At 63.1% G+C, this 23548-nt stretch carries 9 protein-coding genes; 4 read left to right on the top strand and 5 right to left on the bottom strand.

From position 1 onward, the window contains the following. The first annotated feature begins 5 nt into the window (after window positions 1–5). The 3 genes from ABH939_RS13285 (at window position 6) to ABH939_RS13275 (ending at window position 17155) form a co-directional block, all read left to right on the top strand. Window positions 6–15122, top strand: coding sequence for an amino acid adenylation domain-containing protein (locus ABH939_RS13285; RefSeq protein ID WP_404649753.1), 15117 nt, complete (start codon window positions 6–8; stop codon window positions 15120–15122). A gap of 86 nt (window positions 15123–15208) precedes the next feature. Beyond that, window positions 15209–16231, top strand: coding sequence for an alpha/beta hydrolase family protein (locus ABH939_RS13280; RefSeq protein WP_003944025.1), 1023 nt, complete (start codon window positions 15209–15211; stop codon window positions 16229–16231). Between the two features lie 102 nt (window positions 16232–16333). Next, window positions 16334–17155 carry a GNAT family N-acetyltransferase gene (locus tag ABH939_RS13275; protein WP_003944042.1) on the top strand — a complete coding sequence of 274 codons (822 nt, stop codon included), beginning with the start codon at window positions 16334–16336 and terminating at the stop codon, window positions 17153–17155. A 10-nt stretch (window positions 17156–17165) separates the two neighbouring features. Here ABH939_RS13275 and ABH939_RS13270 read toward each other — a convergent pair whose 3' ends face one another. The 5 genes from ABH939_RS13270 to ABH939_RS13250 form a co-directional block, all read right to left on the bottom strand. Further along, window positions 17166–18632: an FAD-dependent oxidoreductase gene (locus tag ABH939_RS13270; RefSeq protein WP_050656861.1), complete on the bottom strand. Its 1467-nt coding sequence runs from the start codon at window positions 18630–18632 to the stop codon at window positions 17166–17168. Window positions 18633–18719: 87 nt separating this feature from the next. Further along, on the bottom strand, window positions 18720–19181 hold the full coding sequence (locus ABH939_RS13265; protein WP_082654858.1) for a carboxymuconolactone decarboxylase family protein: 462 nt from the start codon (window positions 19179–19181) through the stop codon (window positions 18720–18722). Then, window positions 19178–20113, bottom strand: a complete 936-nt coding sequence (locus ABH939_RS13260; protein ID WP_064689614.1) for an NAD(P)-dependent oxidoreductase — start codon at window positions 20111–20113, stop codon at window positions 19178–19180. The genes ABH939_RS13265 and ABH939_RS13260 overlap by 4 nt, the downstream gene beginning before the upstream one ends. After that, window positions 20110–20859, bottom strand: coding sequence for an SDR family oxidoreductase (locus ABH939_RS13255; protein ID WP_081557940.1), 750 nt, complete (start codon window positions 20857–20859; stop codon window positions 20110–20112). Before ABH939_RS13255 ends, ABH939_RS13260 begins: the two co-directional genes overlap by 4 nt. Before the next feature lie 60 nt (window positions 20860–20919). Next, entirely contained in the window at window positions 20920–22386 is a 1467-nt protein-coding gene (locus tag ABH939_RS13250; RefSeq protein ID WP_003944082.1) for an aldehyde dehydrogenase, read from the bottom strand. Between the two features lie 217 nt (window positions 22387–22603). Between ABH939_RS13250 and ABH939_RS13245 the strand changes: the two genes are divergently transcribed. After that, a complete protein-coding gene (locus ABH939_RS13245) occupies window positions 22604–23461 on the top strand; it encodes a mycofactocin-coupled SDR family oxidoreductase (protein ID WP_058037533.1) in 858 nt (285 codons plus the stop codon). Window positions 23462–23548 lie beyond the last annotated feature (87 nt).

The following is a 23548-nucleotide window of genomic DNA, read 5'->3' as shown; positions in this document are numbered from 1 at the left end:
GTCACGTGCGGGATGCGACGTCATCCCGCGTTGATCGCACGCGTTCGAAGCGTCCAATCCTGCAGGCACATTCGTACAGGGACAAGATTCCGGTGTCTGTGGCACAACGACGCCTGTGGTTCGTCAATCAGTTCGACACGTCGTCCCCGGCCTACAACATTCCGATGGTGGTCCGACTGTCAGGTGCCTTGGATGTCGCTGCGATGCAGCGCGCGGTGGGAGATGTTGTCGATCGGCATGAATCGCTCCGTACCGTCTACCCGGCGTCGGTCGACGGCCCCCATCAGGTAGTAGTGCCTTCGGAACGCGTGACGTCGAAGATCGCGTGGGAAGTATCCGTGGACGAGGAAGCCTTGGACAGGCGCATCGCCGGTCTCGCTCGCGAGGGGTTCGACGTGAGCGCGAACGTGCCCCTGCGCGGCTCCCTTTTTCGGGTCACGCCGGACGATCATGTCCTTGCGCTGGTGGTTCACCATATTTCGGCGGACGGAGCATCCCTCGAGCCGCTGGCCCGCGACCTGACCCGCGCCTACGCGGCGCGGGCTGCGAAACGGGCACCGGACTGGTCGCCTTTGCATGTGCAGTACGCCGACTACAGCCAATGGCTGATCGAACTGCTCGGCAGTAACGACGATCCGGACACGCTCGAGGCGAAGCAGTTGGACTACTGGACGTCCACCCTGGCCGGTCTACCTGACGTGATCGACCTTCCGCTGGATCGACCGAGACCGGCGGAACGATCCATGCGCGGTGAATCGGTCCGATTCTCGGTGCCCGCAGACGTGCACAGTGAACTCCTCGAACTCGCTCGGAATCACAACACGACACCGTTCATGGTGATGCACGCAGTGCTGGCGGTTCTGTTGGCACGGCTGAGCGCCTCGCCGGACATAGCGATCGGGACTCCGGTAGGAGGGCGCGCCGAGCAAGTCCTCGACGATCTGGTCGGGATGTTCGTCAACACGGTCGTCCTGCGAATCACCGTTGACACCGCCGCGACTTTCGAGGAGATCCTTACACGAACTCGCGAAGTCGATCTGGCAGCGTTCGGACAAGCCGAGGTGCCGTTCGAGCGAGTCGTCGATGCAGTTGCGCCGGAGCGTTCGTCATCTCGCTCACCGCTCTTCCAGGTTCTGTTGGAATTCCAGAACACCGCAGATCCCCACCTCGAACTACCCGGACTGGATGTCGATGTTGTTCCAGTCGACGTCGGTGTCGCCAAATTCGACTTGCAACTGTCGCTCTCCGAGCAGCGTGGCAAAGACGGCGTCCCCATGGGTTTCGATGCCGCCTTCGCCTATGCCTCCGATATCTTCGAGCGCACCACAGTCGCCGAGTTCGGCGAGCGTTTCGTCCGCCTCCTCCGGTCGGTCGTGTCGGATCCAACAGTGCCAGTAGGGGATACGGAAATTTTGGGCGCGCCCGAGCGTGGGTTGGTGGTGGGTGGTTGGGATGGTGTGGGGGTTGTGGTGGGGGGTTTGACGTTGGTGGATGTGTTGGATGGGCGGTTTGCTGGTGTGGGTGGTGGGGGGTTGGTGTGTGGTGGGGTGGTGTTGTCGTGGGGTGAGTTCGATGTTCGGGTGAATCGTTTTGCGCGGTTGTTGATTTCGTTGGGGGTGGGTCCGGAGTCGCGGGTGTGTGTGGCGTTGTCGCGGTCGGTGGAGTTGTTGGTGGCGGTGTTTGCGGTGGTGCGGGCTGGTGGGGTGTTCGTTCCGGTGGATGTGGGTGCGCCGGTGGAGCGGGTGGGGTTTGTGGTGGGTGTGGTGGATCCGGTGGTGGTGTTGTCGCGGGTTGGTGATGGTGGGTGTTTGCCGGTGGGGGTGGGGTTTGTTGATGTGGGTTGTGTTGATGTTTCGGGGTTTTCGGGTGGTCCGGTGGGGGTGGGGGATCGGTTGGGGGTGTTGTTGCCTGAGCATGCGGTGTATGTGATGTTCACGTCGGGGTCGACGGGTCGTCCGAAGGGGGTGGTGGTGTCGCATGCGGGGGTGGTGAATCGGTTGTTGTGGATGCAGGGGGAGTTTCCGTTGGGTGTGGGGGATGTGGTGTTGCAGAAGACGCCGGTGTCGTTCGATGTGTCGGTGTGGGAGTTGTTTTGGCCGTTGATGGTGGGTGCGCGGTTGGTGGTGGCGGATCCGGGTGGGCATCGTGATCCGGTGTATTTGGTGGGTGTGATCGAGCGGTGGGGGGTGTCGGTGGTGCATTTTGTGCCGTCGATGTTGGAGGTGTTCGTGGGGGAGTTGAGCGTGGGGGAGTTGGGGGTGGGGTGTTCGGGTTTGCGTCGGGTGTTTGTGTCGGGTGAGGGGTTGTCGTCGGTGTTGGCGGGGCGGTTTGCGGGGGTGTGTGGTGCGGAGTTGGTGAATTTGTACGGGCCGACGGAGGCGTCGGTGGATGTGACGTTTCATGTGGTGGAGGGTGTTGTGGGGGTGGGTGTTCCGATTGGTCGGCCGGTGTGGAATACGCGTGTGTTGGTGTTGGATTCGCGGTTGCGGCCGGTTCCGGTGGGTGTGGTGGGGGAGTTGTATGTGGGTGGGGTGCAGGTGGCTCGGGGGTATGAGGGTCGTGTGGATTTGACGGTGGGTCGGTTTGTGGCGGATCCGGTGTCGGGGGTGGTGGGTGCTCGGGTGTATCGGACGGGTGATGTGGTGCGGTGGGGGTGTGGTGGGGTGTTGGAGTTTGTGGGGCGCACGGATTTTCAGGTGAAGGTGCGGGGGCAGCGGGTGGAGTTGGGTGAGGTGGAGGCGGTGTTGGCTGCTCAGGTGGGGGTGGCTGGTGCGGTGGTGGTGTTGCGGTCGGGTGTGGGTGGGGATTTTTTGGTGGGGTTTGTGGTGGGTGAGGTTGGGGTGGTGGTCGATGAGGTGGTGGTGTTGGAGGGGGTGCGGAGGTCTCTTCCGGGGTTCATGGTGCCGTCGGTGGTGGTGGTGTTGGGGGAGTTTCCGGTGACGGTGCATGGGAAGTTGGACCGTAAAGCCCTCCCGGACACTGATTTTGCGAGCGCTGCGTTTCGGACTCCCGCCACTCCTGCCGAAATCGGAATCGCCCGTGCTGTTGCCGACGTTCTCGGTCTCGACCAGGTGGGTGCCGACGACAGTTTCTTCGAACTCGGCGGGGATTCCCTCAGCGCCACTCGAGTCATCGCCCGCATCAACGCCGCATTGCACACCAATATGGGGGTCAATGCACTGTTCGACGCCCCCGTGGTCGCGGACCTGGCGGCCTCGATAGATCCAATCGACTCCGCGCCGGGCGAGCCTGGACTCGAGGAAGCTACTCGTGTGCCCATCACGAGTAGGGCACGGCCAGAACGTATTCCGCTGTCGTTCGCGCAATCGCGGATGTGGTTCGTCAACCAGTTCGACACGTCGTCTCCGCTCTACAACATCCCCGTCGCACTACAACTGGACGGGTTCCTGGATTCGGGTGCGCTCCAAGCCGCGCTGGGTGATGTGGTGGAACGGCACGAATCTCTTCGAACGATCTTTCCTGCGTCCGCAGACGGGCCCTACCAGGTGATCGCCGAACCCGCGGTCGCTGCTCCTCGAATCCATCCCGTGCCGATTCCCGGCGAGGGGCTTTTCACGGACTTGCACGCGTTCTTCGACATCGGATTCGATGTGTCCGAAGAGTTCCCGCTGCACGTGAGGTTACTCCGAACCGGACCGGAGCAGCATGTACTCGCGATCGTTGTTCACCACATCGCCGCAGACGGCTTCTCGATGGCACCACTGGCACGCGACCTGATGAGTGCATATACCGCGCGCACGCAAGGTCGGAGCCCGGACTGGGTGCCGCTGCCGATTCAGTACGCCGACTACACCCTCTGGCAGCGTGAGATCGTCGACGCAGACGTTGGTCCGGAAACTTCGCCCTCCGCCGAATTCGATTATTGGACAGCGAAGCTGTCGGGTATTCCGGACGTCTTGCCGCTCCCTCTCGATAGACCACGAACCTCGAAACGGTCTGCCGAGGGCGCGGTGGTTTCGATGGACTTCTCGCCCGAGATCCATCGAGCTTTGAACGAACTCGCACACCAGAACGGTTCGTCTCTGTTCATGGTGATGCATGCGGCTCTGGCGGTATTGCTGGCACGGCTCACTACAGCGGACGACGTAGTGATCGGGACTCCGGTCGCAGGTCGCGGTGCATCGGTGTTCGACGATGTGGTCGGGATGTTCGTCAACACGCTCGTCCTTCGCACACCTGTCTCATCCGGAGCAACCTTTGCCGAGGTGTTGGCCGCGGTGCGGTCAACGGATCTCGGTGCTCTGGACCATGCAGACATCCCCTTCGAGAGGTTGGTGGATTACCTCTCGCCCGACCGTTCCACCGAGCATTCACCTCTGTTTCAGGTACTCCTCGAATTCCAGACCGATACGGGACTGCGCTTCGACTTGCCGGAACTGACGGTTCGCTCGCTCGACGTCGATCTCGCGGTTGCGAAATTCGATCTGCAACTGAGTGTGATGGAGCACGTCGACGAGCACGGTGAGCCCGCTGGTATCAGCGCCGGTTTCCGTTATGCAACAGATATTTTCGATCGAATGTCGGTGGCGCGCATCGCGGCGCGCTTCGAAAGAGTGATCGGCGCCGTGACCGAGAACCAGTCGGTGGTCGTCGGTGATATCGACATGATTCTGGCCGGCGATTTCAGCGGGTTGCTGGTTGCGCCCACGCCCTCCGGCGCCGGAACAGACGAGGATTCGTTGTCGGATCTCTTCGATCGCACGGCGCTGACGTCCGGTGATGCCGTGGCGGTGCGCTGCGGCGGATTGTCGGTTACGTACCGCGAACTCGACGAGCGAGCAAACCGCCTTGCTCGACTGTTGGTGGCGCAGGGGGTGGGGCCGGAAACCTTGGTGGCAGTCGCGATGGCCCGCTCGATCGACCTGATGGTGGCATTGCTGGCGGTGGTGAAGGCGGGTGGCGGATACGTACCGGTGGACTCGACTTCTCCGGTAAACCGGGTGGACTTCGTGCTGCGTGACGCCCGGCCGAAGTGTGTGTTGACCACCCGGGCCGACGGCGACTACATACGAGACAGTGACGCAATCGCAGACAGCGAGATTCCAGTGATTGCGGTAGACGACCCGGTGATTCTCGATGCGCTGCACAGGTTTTCTCCGCTTGCGGTGACCGACCGAGATCGGCTGCTACCGCTCCGACCCGAATCGGTGGCCTACGTGATCTACACCTCGGGGTCCACCGGGCGCCCGAAGGGGGTGCAGGTTTCTCACCGCAGCGTAGTGACGTTGCTGGCAAACACCAGAGCGCTCTTCGGCTTCGGCAGCGGCGATGTGTGGACGATGTTCCATTCGGAGGCATTCGACTTCTCGGTCTGGGAAATGTGGGGCGCACTCGCACACGGTGGCCGACTGGTACTGGTCGACTACTTCACGGCCCGTTCACCAGAGGCATTCCTCGAATTGCTACGGCACGAACGTGTCACGGTGCTCAATCAAACTCCCACTGCCTTCTATCAATTGGCGGAAGCCGACCGGCTTACCGGGGGTGCGGCCCTGTCATTGCGCTACGTGATCTTCGGCGGAGAAGCGCTCGACTTCGGACAGTTGACGCGCTGGTACGCCCGTCGCGGGACTTCGTCACCAGATCTGGTCAACATGTACGGCATCACGGAGACCACTGTGCACGTCAGCCATTTACCGCTCGATCGTGTGCTGGTGCGTCAACGATCGGCCTCGGTGATTGGTCGGGCGTTACCCGGATTGCGTGTGTATGTGTTGGATCAGCGGTTGCACCCGGTGCCGCCCGGTGTGGTGGGTGAACTGTATGTCTCCGGTGATCAGGTTTCACGCGGATACCTCGGCCGGTTCGGTCTGACGTCCGCGCGGTTCATTCCCGACCTCGCGGTCAGTGGTGCGCGTATGTATCGATCCGGTGACCTGGGGCGCTGGAACGACAGCGGGCAGCTGGAGTACCTCGGACGAAACGATCTGCAGGTGCAGGTGAAGGGGTACCGAATCGAACTCGGCGAGGTGGAGGCTGCACTGCTCTCCGGAGTGGGCGTGTCTCAGTCGGCGGTGGTAGCCCGCAGAGACCGGTTGGTGGGCTACGTGGTGCCGGAGTCCGGTGCCACTATCTCTCCGGCGGCGGTGCTCGAGTATGTCTCACAGAGGTTGGCGCCCCACATGGTCCCCGCTGTCGTGACGGTTCTCGAGGGTTTGCCGCTGACGGTGAACGGAAAGCTCGACCGGAATGCATTGCCTGAACCTGACTTCGGGCGACAGGCAACCGTAAGTCGTGGCCCCGCGTCCGCGACGGAAAACATCCTTGCGAGTCTGTTCGCCGAAGTTCTGGGACTCGAGGAGGTGGGGGTCGACGATTCGTTCTTCACTCTCGGCGGTGACTCGATCATGTCCATCCAGTTGGTGACGCGCGCCAGGTCTGCCGGAGTTCTGATCACACCGCGCGAGGTGTTCGAACGCAAAACTGTTGCGGCGCTGTCCGAGACGGCCGGAACGGCTGGCAACCGTGTCGTCGTCGACGAATTACCTGGCGGCGGCGTCGGTGAGATCGAATTGACGCCGATCGTCGAATGGATGCTTGACCGTGGTGGAGATTTTCGCCGGTACTCCCAATCTGTTCTGCTCTCGGTTCCTGCCACGCTCGACGAGGTCACGCTGACACTGGCCATGCAGGCTGTGCTGGACCACCACGACATCCTCCGCGCGGGCATCCGGGCGACGCATCATCCTGAATCCGCTCGGCGGATGGACGTTGCGCCTGTAGGTACGGTGCGAGCGGAGACCGTCGTACGCCACGTGAGCCTCGGGGGTTCTGCCGCGGAGACGGTCTCGACAGAACTCGACGCAGCTCTGGGGCGGCTCGACCCGGAGGCAGGTGTGATGGTGCAGGCAGTCCTGCTCGACACCGACGGGCAGATTCAAAAGGACCGGCAGAGCCGGAAACGGTTGCTACTGGTAGCGCACCATCTGGTGACGGACGGTGTTTCCTGGCGAATCCTGATCCCCGATCTTGCACTTGCCTGTGCGCAGGTGCAGTCAGGCGTCGACCCGTCACTTGCTCCGGTCGGAACCTCGATGCGTCGATGGGCACATGGCCTCGTCGACGCCGCGTGCGAGCCCGATCGGGTGGCTGAGATCGACTATTGGCGAGAGGTGCTCGAGGGTCCCGATCCGACTCTGGGTGTGCACGCCCTGACGAAGAGGGACACCGCCTCGGCCACCATTGACATCGAAGTACGAGTTCCCACGGGATTGACCGAGGCCGTGTCGACGACAGTTCCGCAGGCGATTCACGGGAGCGTCGAGGACGGATTGTTGACGGCTTTGGCACTTGCGATGGTCCGCTGGCGCATGGACCGCGGCATCGACAATCCGGAGACATTGATCAGTCTCGAGGGGCACGGACGCGAGGAACAGGTGGTTCCCGGGGCAGATCTTGCTCGCACGGTGGGATGGTTCACGACGATCTTCCCGGTGCGGATCGATCTGAGCGGAGTGGATCCGGGTGACGCCTTCGCCGGCGGCCCGGCTGCCGGCGTCGCTGCCAAGACTGTCAAGGAACAACTCCGGGCGGTGCCGGACCGCGGCATCGGCTTCGGGTTGCTGCGCTATCTGAACCGCGAAACGGCACACACTCTTTCGCAACTTCCGGTGCCTCAGATCAGCTTCAACTACCTCGGACGCGTCGGTGGAACCTACGCCGACGCTTCAGTGGGATGGGTACCGATCCGTGACGAGGACCTGCGGACGGTTGCGGCCGTCGATCTCCCACTCGCCAGCGTCCTCGAGGTCAACGTGATGACGGTCGACAGCGATACCGAGGACGGTCCGCAGCTCGTTGCCGGCTGGACGTTCCCACCGGACATTCTGGGTGCGGACGACGTTCGGCAACTGGGGCAGTGGTGGCTCGACGCACTGGCCGGGCTCGCAGAGTTCGCGGCGGGCGGCGGCGGATTCACACCCTCGGACTTCGATCTGGTCGATCTTAGACAGGAGGCGATCGACGACCTCGAAAGTCGGTGTCCCGACCTGAGCGATGTCTGGCCACTCTCTCCACTGCAAGCGGGGTTGTTGTTCCACGCCGAATTGGCCGAACGATCTGTCGACGCATACCTCGTACAAGTGGCTCTCGATCTAGCCGGCGCAGTCGATTCGGAGCGCCTGCGCCGCGCCGCCGACGCGCTGCTCGGCCGGCATGAGAACCTGCGTACCGCCTTCCTTCACAGCGCCGACGGCCGTGCCGTCCAGGTGGTCCGAAGCAACGTGGCAGCGCCGTGGCAGGAAATCGACCTCACGGGTGCACCAGATCAGGAAATTGATCGAGCGCTGGCCGAGGACCGAGCGCGCCCGTTCGACATGGCACGGGCGCCGTTGATCCGATTCACCCTGATCGCTCTCGCCCCCGAAAAGTTCACGCTCGTGCTCACCAATCATCACATCCTTCTGGACGGCTGGTCCATGCCCCTGCTGATCCGGGAATTGGCGACGCTCTATGCCGCCGACGGTCAAGTGGCGGCCTTGCCTCACGCGCGCGCGTATCGCGACTATCTGACCTGGATGAGCCGCCGCGATCAGCAAGCTTCCCGAGCTGTGTGGGCGAGGACGCTGAGCGGAGTCGAAGGACCGACGCTGTTGGCTCCAGCGGTTCGATCGCGTCGACTCTCCACCATGGCGGCCGAGTGGGTGTTCGATCTGGACGAGGAATTCACAACCTCACTTCGCGGAATGGCGCGTGAACTCGGGCTGACGATCAACACGATTGTTCAGGCATCGTGGGGGATCGTCCTTGCTGCACTGACCGGGAGAGACGATGTGGTGTTCGGAGCGACGGTGTCGGGTCGACCTCCCGAGCTGACCGGGATCGAAACCATGGTCGGGCTGTTCATCAACACAATTCCGGTCCGAATCACGCTGCGCCCGAGTGAAAGTATCGGCACACTCCTCGCGCGGATCCAGGCCGAGCAAGCAGAGCTGTCGGATCACCACTGTCTCGGGCTTTCCGAGATCCACGTAGGCGCGGGGCCGGAGATCGGATTCGACACGTTGACTGTCTTCGAATCGTATCCCGTTGACCGTCAGGGGCTTTCGTCCGATGCCGATATTGCGGGGGTCCGGATCACCGATGTCGAAGCCAAGGACGCTGCCCACTACCCGCTCAGCCTCGTAGCATCGGTCGACACCAGGCTCCGCCTGAAATTCGAGTACATACCCGAGGTTTTCGGTGCCGCCGACATCGAAGAGATCGCCGGACGACTGCGGCGCGTACTCGAAGCGTGTACCCAGCCGAATCGTCCCTTGGCTGTGGTGTCGGTGCTCGCAGCCTCCGAACATACTGAATTGGTGCCAGTCCGTGGCACGGCCGGCGGGTCGTCGCGCGTCTTCCCGGAGATCTTCGACGAGGCAGCCCAGCGTGATCCGAACGCACCGGCCGTGGAATCGGCGGACGGCAGCATGACCTACGGTGAGCTGGACATCCTTTCCAATCGCATTGCTCGCATGCTCGTCTCGCACGGCCTGGGAACCGAGGACTATGTAGCGGTCGGTGTCCCACGTTCTCTCGCGTCCGTGGTGTCGATACTTGCCGTCGCCAAGACAGGCGCTGCGTTCGTGCCGATCGATCCCGACTATCCGGACGAGCGGATCAATCACATGCTGATCGATTCGAAGGTCAGCTTCGGATTGACCACCACCGCGGGCCGAGATCGATTGCCCGATATCGCGGAGTGGCTGATTATCGACGATCCGCATTTCACTAAGAAGTGCGAGGGATTCTCGGGGAGCCCGTTGACCGACAACGACCGACTCCGTCCGATCGGGTTGGATTCAGCTGCCTACGTGGTCTACACCTCGGGGTCGACCGGCGTGCCCAAGGGCGTCGTGGTCACGCAGCGAGGGCTCGACAACTTCGCCCGAGACCAGCTCGAACGCTACGGCGCAACTCCACAATCACACACGCTGCACTTCTCCACTCCGAGTTTCGACGGGTCGCTCTTCGAATATCTGCAGGCTTTCGGAGCCGGGGCGACGATGGTTATCGCTCCACCCGGGATCTACGGGGGCGAGGACCTGGCGCAACTTCTGGCAGAGCACGCCGTCACGCACGCGTTCGTCACCACAGCGGCATTGGCATCGGTGGACCCGGCTGGGCTGGAACAACTTTCGGAAGTCGTATTCGGGGGCGAGGCGTGCCCGCCCGACCTCGTCGCTCGCTGGGCACCTGGCCGCCGCTTGTACAACGCGTACGGACCGACCGAAGCAACGATCATGTCCAACGTCAGCCCGCCGATGACCGCCGGAGAACCAATCACCATCGGTGGACCCGTCAGGGGCGTCAGCGAACTGGTGCTCGACACTCGACTTCAAGCGGTTCCCGTCGGGGTCCCCGGCGAGCTGTACCTGGCCGGACCAGGCGTGGCACGGGGATATCACCGAAGGGCGGGGTTGACGGCAGATCGCTTTGTTGCCAACCCGGCTGACCCAGGAACGCGGATGTACCGCACCGGCGACATCGTGCGATGGACGGCGGACATGTGTGTCGAGTACGTCGGGCGAAGCGACTTCCAGGTCAAGGTTCGAGGCTTCCGTGTCGAACTCGGTGAGATCGACAGTGTGCTCATGTCGGAGCCCAACGTCGGTTTTGCCGTTACGGTTGCCGATTCCGCCCCCACCGGAGACACCCGACTCGTGTCGTACGTCGTGCCCACGGCGGGTCGACTGGACACCAGGATCCTGAGTCGCGCCGTGGCCCGGCGCTTGCCTTCGCACATGGTGCCTGCCGTTCTCACGGTGCTGGAGAACATTCCGTTGACCGCTGTCGGAAAAGTCGACCGTTCGGCGTTGCCAAGACCCGAAATCGAGACGACCACAGGGGATTTCCGTCCCCCGGTCGGCCCGGTCGAACAGGCAGTGTCGGACGTGTTCGGCGAGGTGCTCGGCCTCGAACGAGTCGGTACCGACATCAGTTTCTTCGAGCTCGGTGGAAATTCTCTGAGCGCCACTTCGGTCGCGGCGAGGCTACGGGCGGTGCTCGGAGCTACCGTAGGCGTGCGGGATCTGTTCGAGACGCCGACGGTGGCCGAGTTGGCTACGGTGATCGGCCAGTCGGTTGCCGAAGGGTCGGAGCGACTGGGACCGCGCCCCCGACCCGACAACATCCCCTTGTCGTTTGCTCAGCAGCGGATGTGGTTCGTCAATCAACTCGACACCAGTTCTCCTGCATACAACATTCCGCTCGTGGTGCGGTTGAGCGGTGAACTCGACAAACCGGCCTTGAGATCGGCGATGTCCGATGTCATCGCCCGCCACGAATCGCTGCGAACGATGTTCCCGGTCCACGGTGACGGACCGGTCCAGCACATCCTGCCCACCGAGAGCGCCGAGCTGCCGCAACTGACCGAGACATCGGTGACCGACGAACATCATCTCCGTGACGAGCTTGCCCGGATGGTCTCGGCCGGTTTCGACGTCGCCGCACGAATTCCCCTGCGGGCAGCGTTGTTCACCATCGATGAGCGCGAACACGTGCTTGCCGTAGTGGTGCACCACATCTCGGCTGACGGCTTCTCGATGTCTCCGTTGACCCGAGACGTGATGATTGCATACGAGGCCCACGCGTACGGCGGGGATCCCCAGTGGACGCCGCTTCCAGTCCAGTACGCCGACTTCGCGCTCTGGCAACGGGAGATTCTGGGCTCAGTCGACGACCCCGGGTCGGTGATCAGTGAGCAGTTGGCTTACTGGCGACGTGCATTGTCAGGTGCTCCCGACCTCTTGGAACTTCCGCTCGATCGAGACCGGCCGACGCAACAGAGTTTTCACGGCTCGCGGATTCACTTCTCGATCAGCAGTGATCTTCACCGCCGTATTCTGAACGTGTCGCGGCAGCACGAGTCCACTGCATTCATGACTGTGCATGCAGCGCTCGCGCTCTTGCTGGCACGTTTGGGCAGCACCGACGACATCGTGATCGGCACGCCGATCGCCGGCCGGGGAGATCGTGCCCTCGATGATCTGGTCGGCATGTTCGTCGGCACGCTCGCACTGCGCACACAGGTGGATCCGGCTCGATCGTTCCGGGAGTTGGTTGAGCATTGCCGCGAAGTCGACCTCGCCGCGTTCGCTCATTCCGACGTGCCCTTCGAGCGGGTAGTGGACGCGGTCGGGCCGAAACGGTCGAGCGCCTATGCACCGATTTCCTCGGTGTCGCTGGAATTCCAGAACAACAAACGACCGATTCTGAAGCTACCGGGACTGGAAGTCCGTGGGATCGACCCTGAACTCGAGGTAGTGAAGGTAGACCTGGAATTCCTTCTGGCCGAGGAGTACGACGATCGCGGTGAACCGGGAGGGATGAGCGGAGCCGTCGACTTTGCCACTGATCTCTTCGACCCCGGTACGGTCGGCGGTTTTGCCGACATGTTCGTTCGTGTGCTCGAGGCCGTGACCCGGAATCCGCAGGTACCGATCGGTGACATCGACCTACTCGGCGATCTCGAACGTCGCGAGTTGACGCCGGCGCATGGGCTCCCCGAAGTACCTCCGAAATTGTGGCCTGAGTTGTTGGCGGACGCCGTGGCGATCGATCCTGACTCGGTGGCCCTGTCGCTCGAGAACCGGCAGCTCAGTTATCGCGACCTGGACGAGTGGTCGAATCGTGTTGCCCGGGAATTGTGCGGTCGCGGTGTGGGCCCGGAGACCTTCGTGGCACTGGGAATGCCTCGCTCGATCGAATCGGTGGTGGCGATCTGGTCGGTGACCAAAGCCGGAGCGGCTTTTGTGCCTGTCGATCCGGCCTATCCGCGCGAGCGCGTCGAATACATGCTCGCCGATTGCCGAGCCTCGCTCGGTTTGACTGTTCAGACCAGCCGAACTCACCTACCCGACGTTGTTCCCTGGCTGGAACTCGACGACCCACACTTCGCCCGGCGGGTAGCCGCGCTGTCGCCGGAACCGATCACCGATGACGATCGAACCGGTGAACTGAACCTCGATCATCCGGCCTACCTGATCTACACCTCGGGATCTACCGGGAAACCCAAGGGAGTGAACATTACTCATCGAGGTTTGGCGAGCTTCACGGCCGAAACTCGTGAGAGGTTCGAGGTCACTCACGACTCTCATGTCTCTCAGTTGGCATCGCCGAGTTTCGACGCTTCCATCTTCGAGTTGACGATGGCATTCAGCGCCTCGGCGCAAGTCGTGATCGTTCCGCCTGCTGTGTACGGTGGCGCCGAATTGGCCGATGTTTTCCGGCGCGAGCAGGTCACTCATGCCACCATTACACCGACGGCGCTGGCGGCGTTGGGTGACAACGGTTTCGAGGCGCTCCGTGTTCTCGATCTGGTGGGCGAGGCCTGCCCGCCGGAGGTCGTCGCGCAATGGGCGCCGGGTCGGAGGCTGCACAACGGCTACGGCCCGACTGAAACCACCGTGCAGGCGAGTGTCAGCGATTCGATGAAACCCGGTGCGGGAGTGAACATCGGCTCGCCGGCAGTGGGTTTCGGCTTCCTGGTGCTGGACGAGCGTTTGCAGCCCGTCCCGGTGGGCGTGCCGGGGGAGTTGTACATCATCGGCCCAGGTATGGCACGTGGGTACCATAATCGGGCGTCGCTCACGTCGGAACGATTTGTCGCTTGCTTGTACGGATCGCCGGGGCGCCGGATGTACCGCACCGGAGATGTCGTGCGTTGGCGTGAATCCGGCGGTGACAGTGCCAAAATCGTTGGCTCCGGCGATGGAGTGCATCACACGCTCGAATACATCGGGCGCAGCGACTTCCAGGTCAAGGTCCGTGGTTTTCGGATCGAACTCGGGGAAATCGATGCAGTTCTCTCACGCCATCCGTCGGTGGACTTCGCCGCGACTGTCGGCCACACGGGACCGTCGGGTGAAACGGTCCTGGTGTCGTACGTGCGTGCGTCAGCTGCCGACGCCACCGGCACCGACGAGATACGGGCGTACGCAGCCGACCGACTACCCTCGCACATGGTTCCGTCGGCAGTGGTGCTTCTCGAGCGGATTCCGATGACACCGGTGGGCAAGCTCGACCGAAAGGCCTTACCGGAACCCGAATTCGGTTCGGCTGCAGCCGAGTTCCGCGAGCCGGTCACCGACACCGAGCGTGCCGTGGTCGACTCGTTCGTCGAGGTTCTGGGTGTCGACCGGGTGAGCACTACCGACAGCTTCTTCGACCTGGGCGGGTCCTCCCTGGTGGCCACCCGAATCGTCAGCGCACTGCACTCTCGTTTCCAACGGAGAATCCCGCTTCAGTGGATGTTCCTCGACCCGACACCCGCTGGAATCGCTCGACGCCTCGACATGCCGACAGCCGACGCCGGTATGGAAGAGCTTCTCGCCGTGGTTGTTCCACTGCGGACGGAAGGGACTGGGCGACCGCTGTTCTGTGTGCACCCCGGTATCGGCCTGTCCTGGGGGTATGCCGGCTTGGTGCGGTATCTGCCCGAGGACAGACCCGTGTACGGACTTCAGCTCCCCGCTCTCAGCGACGACGGTGACTATCAGTCGATCGAACAGTTAGCCCATCGCTACGTCGAAGAGGTGGAGGCCGTTTCGCCGGACGGGCCGTACGACTTGCTCGGTTGGTCCCTCGGCGGAGTCATCGCGCACGCCATGGCCGTCGAATTGCAATCGTCCGGCCGCGACGTCGCCACACTGGCGATGATGGACAGCTACCCCGACAACGGCGATGCCCCTGCGTCAGCCGAACTCGACGTCCGAGACCTACTGCGAGGACTCGGCCTCGAACCCCAGACCGACCGAGATCTGACCTTCGACGAGGCGGCGGCCGTGTTGGCCCGGAGGCTCGGGCCCGAGACGGGAGTCGACGGTCGGGACCTCGAACGGATTGCCCGAGGGTACGAGACTTCACAGAGAATCACGCACCAGTTCGTTCCCCAGGTCTACGAAGGAGATCTGCTGATCTTCCTGGCATCCGGAGAAGACGACACAATTCCGCGCGACAGGTCGCCGCAGGAATGGAGCCCACTCGTGACGGGCCGGATCGTGGAGGTGCCCGTGCGCTGCGAACACAACGAGATGATCGAACCTCCGGCCATGGCGGTCATCGGACCGGAGCTCGCCCGGGTGCTCTCGATGTTTTCCGGATACTCCGAACGGGCATGACAACTTCAAGCCACCAAGCCGCACGCCCGCGAAGCGAGCGCCACCGAGCTGTTGCCGGGCACCGCAATCGAGCACGAGGAGCGGCAATGAGAAGAATCGGACGTACTCGGGCAATGCTTGTCGTCGCACTCGTCGCGTGGACGGGACTGTTCGGCGAAGCAGCATTGGCCTCGGCTGACCCGGCCCCGACATCCCCTTCAGGCGGTTCAGCTCTCGATCACGTCGAGGAGATCAACGCCCGTCAGCTGACTATGTACGTCTACTCGGCTGCGATGGACAAGGTGATTCCGCTCGAGGTGATTCGGCCGGCAGACACGAGTGCGCCCCGGCCGACCCTCTATCTACTCAATGGCGCCGGCGGAGGCGAGGACACGGCGACGTGGCAGACACGGACAGACGTCGTCGACTTCTTCGGCGACAAGAACGTCAACGTCGTCAACCCGATCGGCGGTGCCTACAGCTACTACACCGACTGGGAGAAGCCCGATCCTGTTCTCGGACTGAACAAGTGGACCACATTTCTCACCCAGGAGTTGCCACCGATCGTCGATGCCACGCTCGGGACTACGGGTACGAATGCCGTTGCCGGATTGTCGATGGCAGGTACCTCGGTTCTGAGCCTGGCCGAGGCGGCGCCATCCGTTTACCGTGCCGTCGGTGCTTTCAGCGGGTGTGCCGAGACGAGTACTCAACCCGGTCAGGACTACGTGAGATTCGTGGTCGGATTCCGCGGCGGCAACGTGGACAACATGTGGGGTCCTCCCGGCGGTCCGGGCTGGGTAGCCAACGATCCTGTGGTCAACGCCGAGAGATTGCGGGGGGTCGACCTCTACATCAGCAATGGATCGGGCCTGCCCGGCCCACACGAGAATCTGGGCGGACCGATGGTCAACGGCGACCTCGGCGTTCTGGCGAACCAGGTGATCGTGGGTGGAGTCATCGAGGCCGGGACGAACCAGTGCACCCAGCGTTTGGCCGAGCGGCTCGACTCCTTGGGCATCCCGGCCACCTATGATTTCCGGGCAACTGGCACTCACTCTTGGGGTTACTGGCAGGACGATCTTCACAACTCGTGGTCGATGATTGCCGCGTCGATCGGTGCGCGTTAGCCGGCGAACCCTGGGGTCGGTGGCTGAGTTGTTTCTCACTCCGGGACGCTCTTGCCGAACCTAGCCGACCGAACTGCAGGTCAGCGGCGTTATAGTCGCCTCATGAGTTCAGAAACACTCGCTCCCCTCGACACCGACGTACTTGCGCGCAGGTTTGCGTGCCTGGGTGATCCGACGCGGCTGCGAGTGCTCCGACTTGCTGCCGGCGGTCCGATCGACGTCGACACGATTGCACACGCCGCATCACTCGAGCCGTCGGCGTTGAGTGCCCACCTCGAGGCCTTGATCGAGGTCGGTTTTGTCGAGGCTTCGGTGCGTGAAGGCACTTCGGTTGTCAGTGTTGCCGGAACGGCATACTCCGATCTGATGGCAGCGGCCGCCGTCGTGGCTGCTCGTGGTCCGGTCGAAGACACACTGGGAGTTCTTCCCGATGACGTGGTGGTGCGCCGCATGGAATCCGGCGACTGGGATGCCGTCCGCTCGATCTACCGCGAAGGAATCGACACCGGAACCGCGACGTTCACCACCTCGGTGCCATCCGCCGAGAAGCTCGACGCGCAATGGTTACCCGATCATCGATGGGTGGCCGAGATCGACGGCCGCGTCGAAGGCTGGGCGAGCCTCAGCCCGGTGTCCTCGCGTGATTGCTACCGCGGGGTCGCCGAGAACTCCATCTACATCGGTAGCGGCGCTCGCGGGCGCGGCGTGGGCAAGCTGCTGCTTCGCCGACAGGTGCAAGCCGCCGACGCCAGTGAGATATGGACAGTGCAGTCGTCGATTTTCCCGGAGAACCGGGCAAGCGTCGCCTTGCACCAGGCCGTCGGATTCCGAGTCGTCGGCACTCGCTCGCGTATCGCTCAACTGGGTGGGCGGTGGCGTGACACGTTGTTCCTCGAACGTCGCAGCGAGGACGCTGACATCTGAGAAGAGACGCTCAGCCCTTGGCAGCGCTGACTCCGGCGCGTCGCCCGTAGAAGCTGCCGTCACCGAGGGACGTTCCGGAGGCGTACCCTCCAGCGCAGACGCCGGCGGTGCAGCGTCCAGCGGCAAACAAACCCGGGATCGGTTCGCCGGAGACGTGGATGACCTCCGAGTTGATCGACGTGCGCAGGCCGCCGAGCGTGAATCCGGCGGTGAAATTGCGAAGATCGAGCGCAGCGACGGGTGAGCCGATCGGCTTGACCCACTCCTTCTTCTTTCCCAGTACCGGGTCCTCACCACGGGCGGCGTGGCGGTTGTAGACCTCGACGGTCGACTGGAGGGTGCCTTCCGGCAGACCCATGTCGGATTCGAGTTCCTCGACGGTCTCGGCCACCCACTTGGGCTGGAATCTGAAGAACGGTGTGGAACTGTCGGCGGCGCAGCCCTCTTCGTAGGAAGCTTCGTCGATGATCAGGTAGGCCTGATTCTCGTTGCGCAGCAGCGTCTCCTGGCCGATTCTTCCCGGGTACGTGTCCTCGTTGACGTAGCGCTGGCCGCGTCCGTTGACGAGAATGCCGCGGATCATCAACTGGGGGTCGCCGAAGAATGCGACCTCGGTGGCGTCCATGTGCGCGAGGTCGGCCCCGAGAGCCTGCGCCATCTGGATGGACTTTCCGTCGTGCTCTTCGATAGCCGCACCGGGGCGCCCGATCAGCCGTGGGGCGTACGACTGGATCATCGCTTCGTTGTAGGCGAAGCTTCCCGTCGCCAGAACGACACCCGTGCGTGCTCGAACTGCCACTTCCTTGCCGTACTGCTTGGCGATGATGCCGACCACTCGATCTCCGTCGACGACCAGGCGCTGGACTCGCATGTCGTATTCTGCTCGTACGCCGAGGCTTTCGGCCGTCTCGATCAGTGGCTTCATCAACATGAAACCACCGCCCTTCTCCCCGGTGCGCTTGCCGCTCATCTGTGGAACGTGCCCGCGAGGGGCCGGTGTCGCGATCGTGTTGAACGGTGCCGAGTTCTCGCCGCCGGAATACATGAGTCCGTCGTCGAAGGGTGTTTCCCAGCCGGGTTGGCCGTAGAAACTCTCCTTGAACGGCACACCGTTGTCGACGAGCCAGTTGTAGTGCTCGACGCTGCCTTCGCAGTAGTCGGTGATCTTCTCCTCGTCGGCGCCGGGACCGAGTGCGGCCATCATGAACGATTTCATGTTGGCGGGGGAGTCCTCGAACCCGAGTGCCTGCTGCAACGGGGTCCCGCCGCCCAGATAGATGAATCCGCCTGCCAGCGCCGCAGCGCCGCCCCAGCCGCTCGTGCGCTCGAGCACCAACACGTCGGCGCCCGCTCGCGCGGCCTCGATCGAAGCACTCACTCCGGCAATGCCGTAGCCGGCGACGACGACGTCAGCCTCGAAGTGCCACTGCTCGATGTTTGCGGAGGACTGCGGACGGATTGAGCTGGCCTCGGCCATGGATTCGGATCCTTCGCTCTTCTGGTTGATTGGTGGGGGAATCGGTGGGTGTGATCGATGCCCTGATGGCAGTATCTCGACCGAAAGTCAGTCGGTGTCCGTTTTCGCGGAATCGGCCGCGGCCTTCTCCTTGGCGCGCGCGGCTTTACGTCTGTCGGCCTTCACGGCGATCAGCGCATTGTTGAGCCCGGTGGCCAGCGGCCAGCCGACGTAGTGGCACAGGAAGATTGCGGCCTCTTCGAACTGCTGCTCGGTCAACTCCTCGTTGTGGAGAGCAGCGTTGATCTGGATCTTCGCCACATCGTTCTGCCCCTGGGCGGTGATGGCACCGATCAGGAGTAGTCGTCGATCACGTACCGACAGTCCCGGTCGCGTCCAGATGTCGGCAAAGAGGTGGTCGGCGGTGACCGCGAAGAAGTCGCCGGGAACGTCGGCGGGAAGCTCCCAGCCGTACACCTCGTTCATCTTCGCGACGCCACGAGCACGGGCCTCGGAGATGCGGCTTTCGTCGGTTCCACCGGCATCGGTCATGTGAGTGATGTCGGTCATGCGTGCTCCCGAGTAGTAGATGCCGTTGAAGGTTCGGCCGGCCTGACTTCGCTGTCATTCCCGACGCCCAGACCGGCACCGAGTCCGGCGAGCGCAAGGTGCGCGAGCGGCAGGTCGAGATTCAGCCGATCACCGAGGTCGATGGCCAAGGCCAAGTCCTTCTCCCCGAGATTGCGAACATGCCGCAGTATCGAGAACCACGGGTCGTCCTCCGAGACCGGTGCGGTGGTGTCGCGGAGCATGATCGCGCCCGCGCCACCGGTGATCGCATCGGTGTGCCTGACGACCTTTCCGAGCGTGCGGAGATCGAGTCCTGCTGCTTCGGCGAGTCGCGCGGCCTCGGTCGTGGCGGTGAACGAGACGAAGTGAAGAAGGTTGCGTGCGAGCTTCATTCGCGTTCCCGCGCCGACGTCACCGGCGTGAACCACCAGCTCGGCCCAGGATCCGAAGGGCTCGCGGACGGCTTCGAACGCCTCGTCGGAGCCGCCGATCATCACTGCCAGCCTGCCCTGCGCTGCGCCGCCGGCACCGCCACTGATCGGCGCGTCGACCAGCAGAACACCACGCTGTTGACAGATGTCAGCGAGTTCCACCGCCGTGGTGTCCGAGATAGTGGAGTGAATCGCGACGACAGTGCCTGGCTGTGCGGTCGACAGAATCCCGTGCGGCCCGCACACAACCTCGCGTACCTGCGCGTCGTCGAGCACCGTGACGGAGATGATGCTCGCCTGCGCTGCAACGTCGGCGGGCGTCGATGCTGCGCTCGCGCCCGCAGCGGTGAACGGTTCGAGCGCTTCTGCGCGGGCATCACACACCACCAGTCCGCCCGGCCAGTCCAGGAGGCGCTGCGCCATCGGCGCGCCCATGTTGCCTAGGCCGATGTATCCCAGTCTGGTTTTCGAAGCGCTGGCTTTCGGCGCCGATTGCGTCATGACCGGTACACCTGGCCTCCGTCGACGTTGAAGATCTGCCCGGTCACCCAGCCTGCGTCGTCGGAGAGGAGGAACAGGCACATGCCGACGAGATCGTCCGGTGTTCCCATGCGCTGCAACGGGATTCGTTTCACCATGTCCTTGACGATGTTGCCGGGGGTGACGGTTCGAGTCGCCTCCGTGTCGATAGGGCCGGGAGCGATGGCGTTGATCCGGATGTTCGACCAGCCGAGTTCGGTCGCGAGTTGTTGTGTCAGGCTGTTGACACCGGCTTTCGCGAGTCCGTAGTAATTCGAGTACAGCCAGGCTGCTGTGGAGGACTGGTTGACGATCGAACCGCCCTTCGCTCGCATGTGAGGTACTACCGCCCGGCACACGTGCAATGCGCCGTCCATGTTGACGCTCATGAACTTTCGGTAGTAGTCCCAGTCCACCGTCAACAGGGAATCGATCTTCATTCCGCCGTAGATGGCAGCGTTGTTCACCAGATGCTCGATGCTGCCGAACTGCTCGATCGTGAAGTCGGCAAGTGCCGCAGTCGACTCCCCGTCGGCGACGTCGACGTCCTTGAACACGGCACTTCCACCGTCCGCCGTGATCTGCTTGGCGACAGCTTCACCGAGTTCGCGATTGAGGTCCGCCACGACCACGTTGGCCCCCTCCGCGGCCAGAGCGCGGGCATACGCCTCTCCGATACCCTGCGCTGCTCCGGTGACTATCGCGGTGCGACCGTCGAAACGTCCCATGTCGACCTACTTTCGTGGTGATCATTCTGTGGTGAGGGTGTGGGGTGAGGGTGTGGAATGTCAGGAAGGTGAAGCGACGAGCTTGGTTTCGAGGTATTCCTCGAAACCGGCGAGGCCCATTTCGCGGCCGATCCCGGATTGTTTGTAGCCGCCGAACGGTGCGTCGGCCGAATACCAGACGCCGCCGTTGACGCTCAGCGTTCCGGTTCTGACACCGGCAACGACGTGCGCGACGCGATCGGGATCGGTGCCCCACACCGACCCGGACAGGCCGTATGGGGAATCGTTGGCAATCCGGATAGCGTCGTCGTCGTTGTCGTACGGAAGGATCACGAGGACGGGCCCGAAAATCTCCTCCTGCGCTACGCGAGACGAGTTGTCCAGCCCCGCAATGAGAGTGGGCTCGACGAAGAAACCCCTCTCGCGATCGTCGGGACGGCCCCCACCCGTCACGATCGTGCCGCCCTCTTCGACCGCGAGGGCGAGGTAGCTCTCCACCCTGGCGCGCTGGCGCGCCGAGATGACCGGGCCACACACCGTTCCGCGCGCGCTGGGGTCGCCGGCTCGGATACCCGCCATCGCGGCAGATGCCGCGGCCAGAGCATCGTCGTACCGAGCGCGCGGCACCAGAAGTCTGGTACTGAGCGCGCATCCCTGACCGGCATGAACGCAGACGGAGAACGCGGCAACCGAGCATGCACCCTTGATGTCCGCATCGTCGAGGACGATGAATGCGGACTTACCCCCGAGTTCGAGGAAGACCTTCTTGAGAGTTTGCGCGGCCGTGGCCATCACTGTGCGTCCGGTGGCGGTGGAACCGGTGAAGGACACGAGATCGACGCGCGGATCGCTGCACAGCTGCGCGCCTAGGGAGTGATCCGTCGACGTCACGACGTTGACTACGCCGGCCGGGATCTCGGTTTCTTCTGCAATCACCTTGGCGACCAGCGCGGCGCACCAGGGCGTGTCCGGCGCGGGTTTGAGAACGATGGTGTTGCCGGCTGCGAGGGCGGGACCGAGCTTGGCGAAATTGATCTGGTGCGGAAAGTTCCACGGTGTGATTGCGCCGACGACGCCGACGGCTTCCTTGAGCAGTCGGCGATGGGTCGGAATCCCCATGGGTGACGCGTGCCCGAGATCTTGTTCCCACGAATAGGTTTCGATCAGATCGGCCCAGTAGCGAAGATCTTCGATCGGGCCTTCGAGTTGCGGACCGCTCGTCAGCATGACCGGTGCGCCGACCTCGGCGACGGTGATCTCACGCAACTCCTCGATGTGGGACTGGAGTGCATCGCACAGTTGGCGCAGGCAGCGAGCGCGAAACCCGTGATCGCGTGCCCATTCGGTGTCGTCGAACGCACGGCGCGCAGCGGCGATGGCCGCGTCCATGTCCGCGGCGGTGCCTTCGGCCGCACGGCCGATCAGTTCCTCGGTCGCCGGGTTGAAAACTTCGAAGGTCCCGCCGGATCCGGGAACCAGTTTTCCGTCGACGAGAAGTGCAGAACTGTCTGCGGGTCGAAGCGTCATAGCGCAAACCCTCTCTTTCTGGACATGTGTCTGGACTCTAGTTCACACTTGTGGTTGAGGCAATGGTTTTTGGGGCATAAGAGATTTCGAGAGCCCAGCGGTCTCGAGAGGGTCTCGGATCTGCTTCGACGAAAAGCGCCTCGTGTCCGGTGCGGCGCCGCTACGGTTCACCGCACATTCACAACCACGTCTTCACATCCACAGGAGAGAGGTCGAAATGAACAGAGTTGACGGAAAAGTGGTGTTGGTGACCGGCGCTGCTCGAGGTCAGGGGCGCAGTCACGCCGTCCGTCTCGCGGAGGAGGGCGCGCACATCATCGCCTTCGATCTGTGCGCAGACATCGCCAGCAACGAATACCCGCTCGCCAGTCCAGCCGATCTGGAGGAAACCGCTCGCCTGGTGAAAGAGGCCGGGCAGCAGGTGGTGACGGCGCGTGTCGACGTCCGTGATCGCGCCGGACTCGAAACAGCACTTGCCGAGGCGGTAGGGCAGTTGGGCGGATTGCATGTCGTCGTGGCGAACGCCGGTATCTGTCCGCTGGGCAAACACGTGTCGACCGCCGGTTTCGTCGACGCCTTCGATGTGAACTTTCTCGGTGTCATCAATACAGTGCACGCGTCGATGGAATACCTCGGCGAAGGGGGTTCGATCATCGCGATCGGCTCTGTTGCCGGTCTGGTGCCGCAGACCGGATTCAACGGGCAACAGGCGCTCCAGGGTCCGGGTGGCGACGGATACGGCCTGGCCAAGAAGCTGATTCAGGCCTACACCAGTTCGTTGGCGCTGACCCTCGGGCCGAGTTCCATTCGCGTCAACGCGATTCATCCGACCAATGTGAACACCGACATGTTGCAGAGCATGCCGATGTACCGGACGTTCCGTCCCGACCTCGAGAATCCGACCGCCGAGGATGCGGCTGTGACGTTCCCGTTCATGCAGGCGATGCCGATCCCGTGGGTCGAACCCGCGGACATCTCGCATGCAGTCGTGTACCTGTCCTCGGACGAGTCGCGATTCGTCACCGGCCAGCAACTGCGCGTGGACGCTGGTGCCGGGATGAAGATCGGTCTGTAGTAGAACTTTTCGCGTCGCTGCTGCCTGTTCGTGGTGAATTCTCCAAGTTTCCCCATTTCGTTGCCCTGGACAGGACGCTGTAGTAAC

It is taken from the genome of Rhodococcus sp. 27YEA6, from assembly GCF_044908235.1.
Classification (GTDB): domain Bacteria; phylum Actinomycetota; class Actinomycetes; order Mycobacteriales; family Mycobacteriaceae; genus Rhodococcus_F; species Rhodococcus_F qingshengii.
This window is presented reverse-complemented; position numbering and strand designations above follow the sequence as displayed.

Excerpts from the sequence above, each read along its gene's own strand:
- ABH939_RS13270 (WP_050656861.1), bottom strand. The coding sequence starts at position 18,632 with ATGGCCGAGGCCAGCTCAATCCGTCCGCAGTCCTCCGCAAACATCGAG.
- ABH939_RS13265 (WP_082654858.1), bottom strand. The coding sequence starts at position 19,181 with ATGACCGACATCACTCACATGACCGATGCCGGTGGAACCGACGAAAGC.
- ABH939_RS13250 (WP_003944082.1), bottom strand. The coding sequence starts at position 22,386 with ATGACGCTTCGACCCGCAGACAGTTCTGCACTTCTCGTCGACGGAAAA.
- ABH939_RS13245 (WP_058037533.1), top strand. The coding sequence starts at position 22,604 with ATGAACAGAGTTGACGGAAAAGTGGTGTTGGTGACCGGCGCTGCTCGA.
- ABH939_RS13280 (WP_003944025.1), top strand. The coding sequence starts at position 15,209 with ATGAGAAGAATCGGACGTACTCGGGCAATGCTTGTCGTCGCACTCGTC.
- ABH939_RS13260 (WP_064689614.1), bottom strand. The coding sequence starts at position 20,113 with ATGACGCAATCGGCGCCGAAAGCCAGCGCTTCGAAAACCAGACTGGGA.
- ABH939_RS13255 (WP_081557940.1), bottom strand. The coding sequence starts at position 20,859 with ATGGGACGTTTCGACGGTCGCACCGCGATAGTCACCGGAGCAGCGCAG.
- ABH939_RS13275 (WP_003944042.1), top strand. The coding sequence starts at position 16,334 with ATGAGTTCAGAAACACTCGCTCCCCTCGACACCGACGTACTTGCGCGC.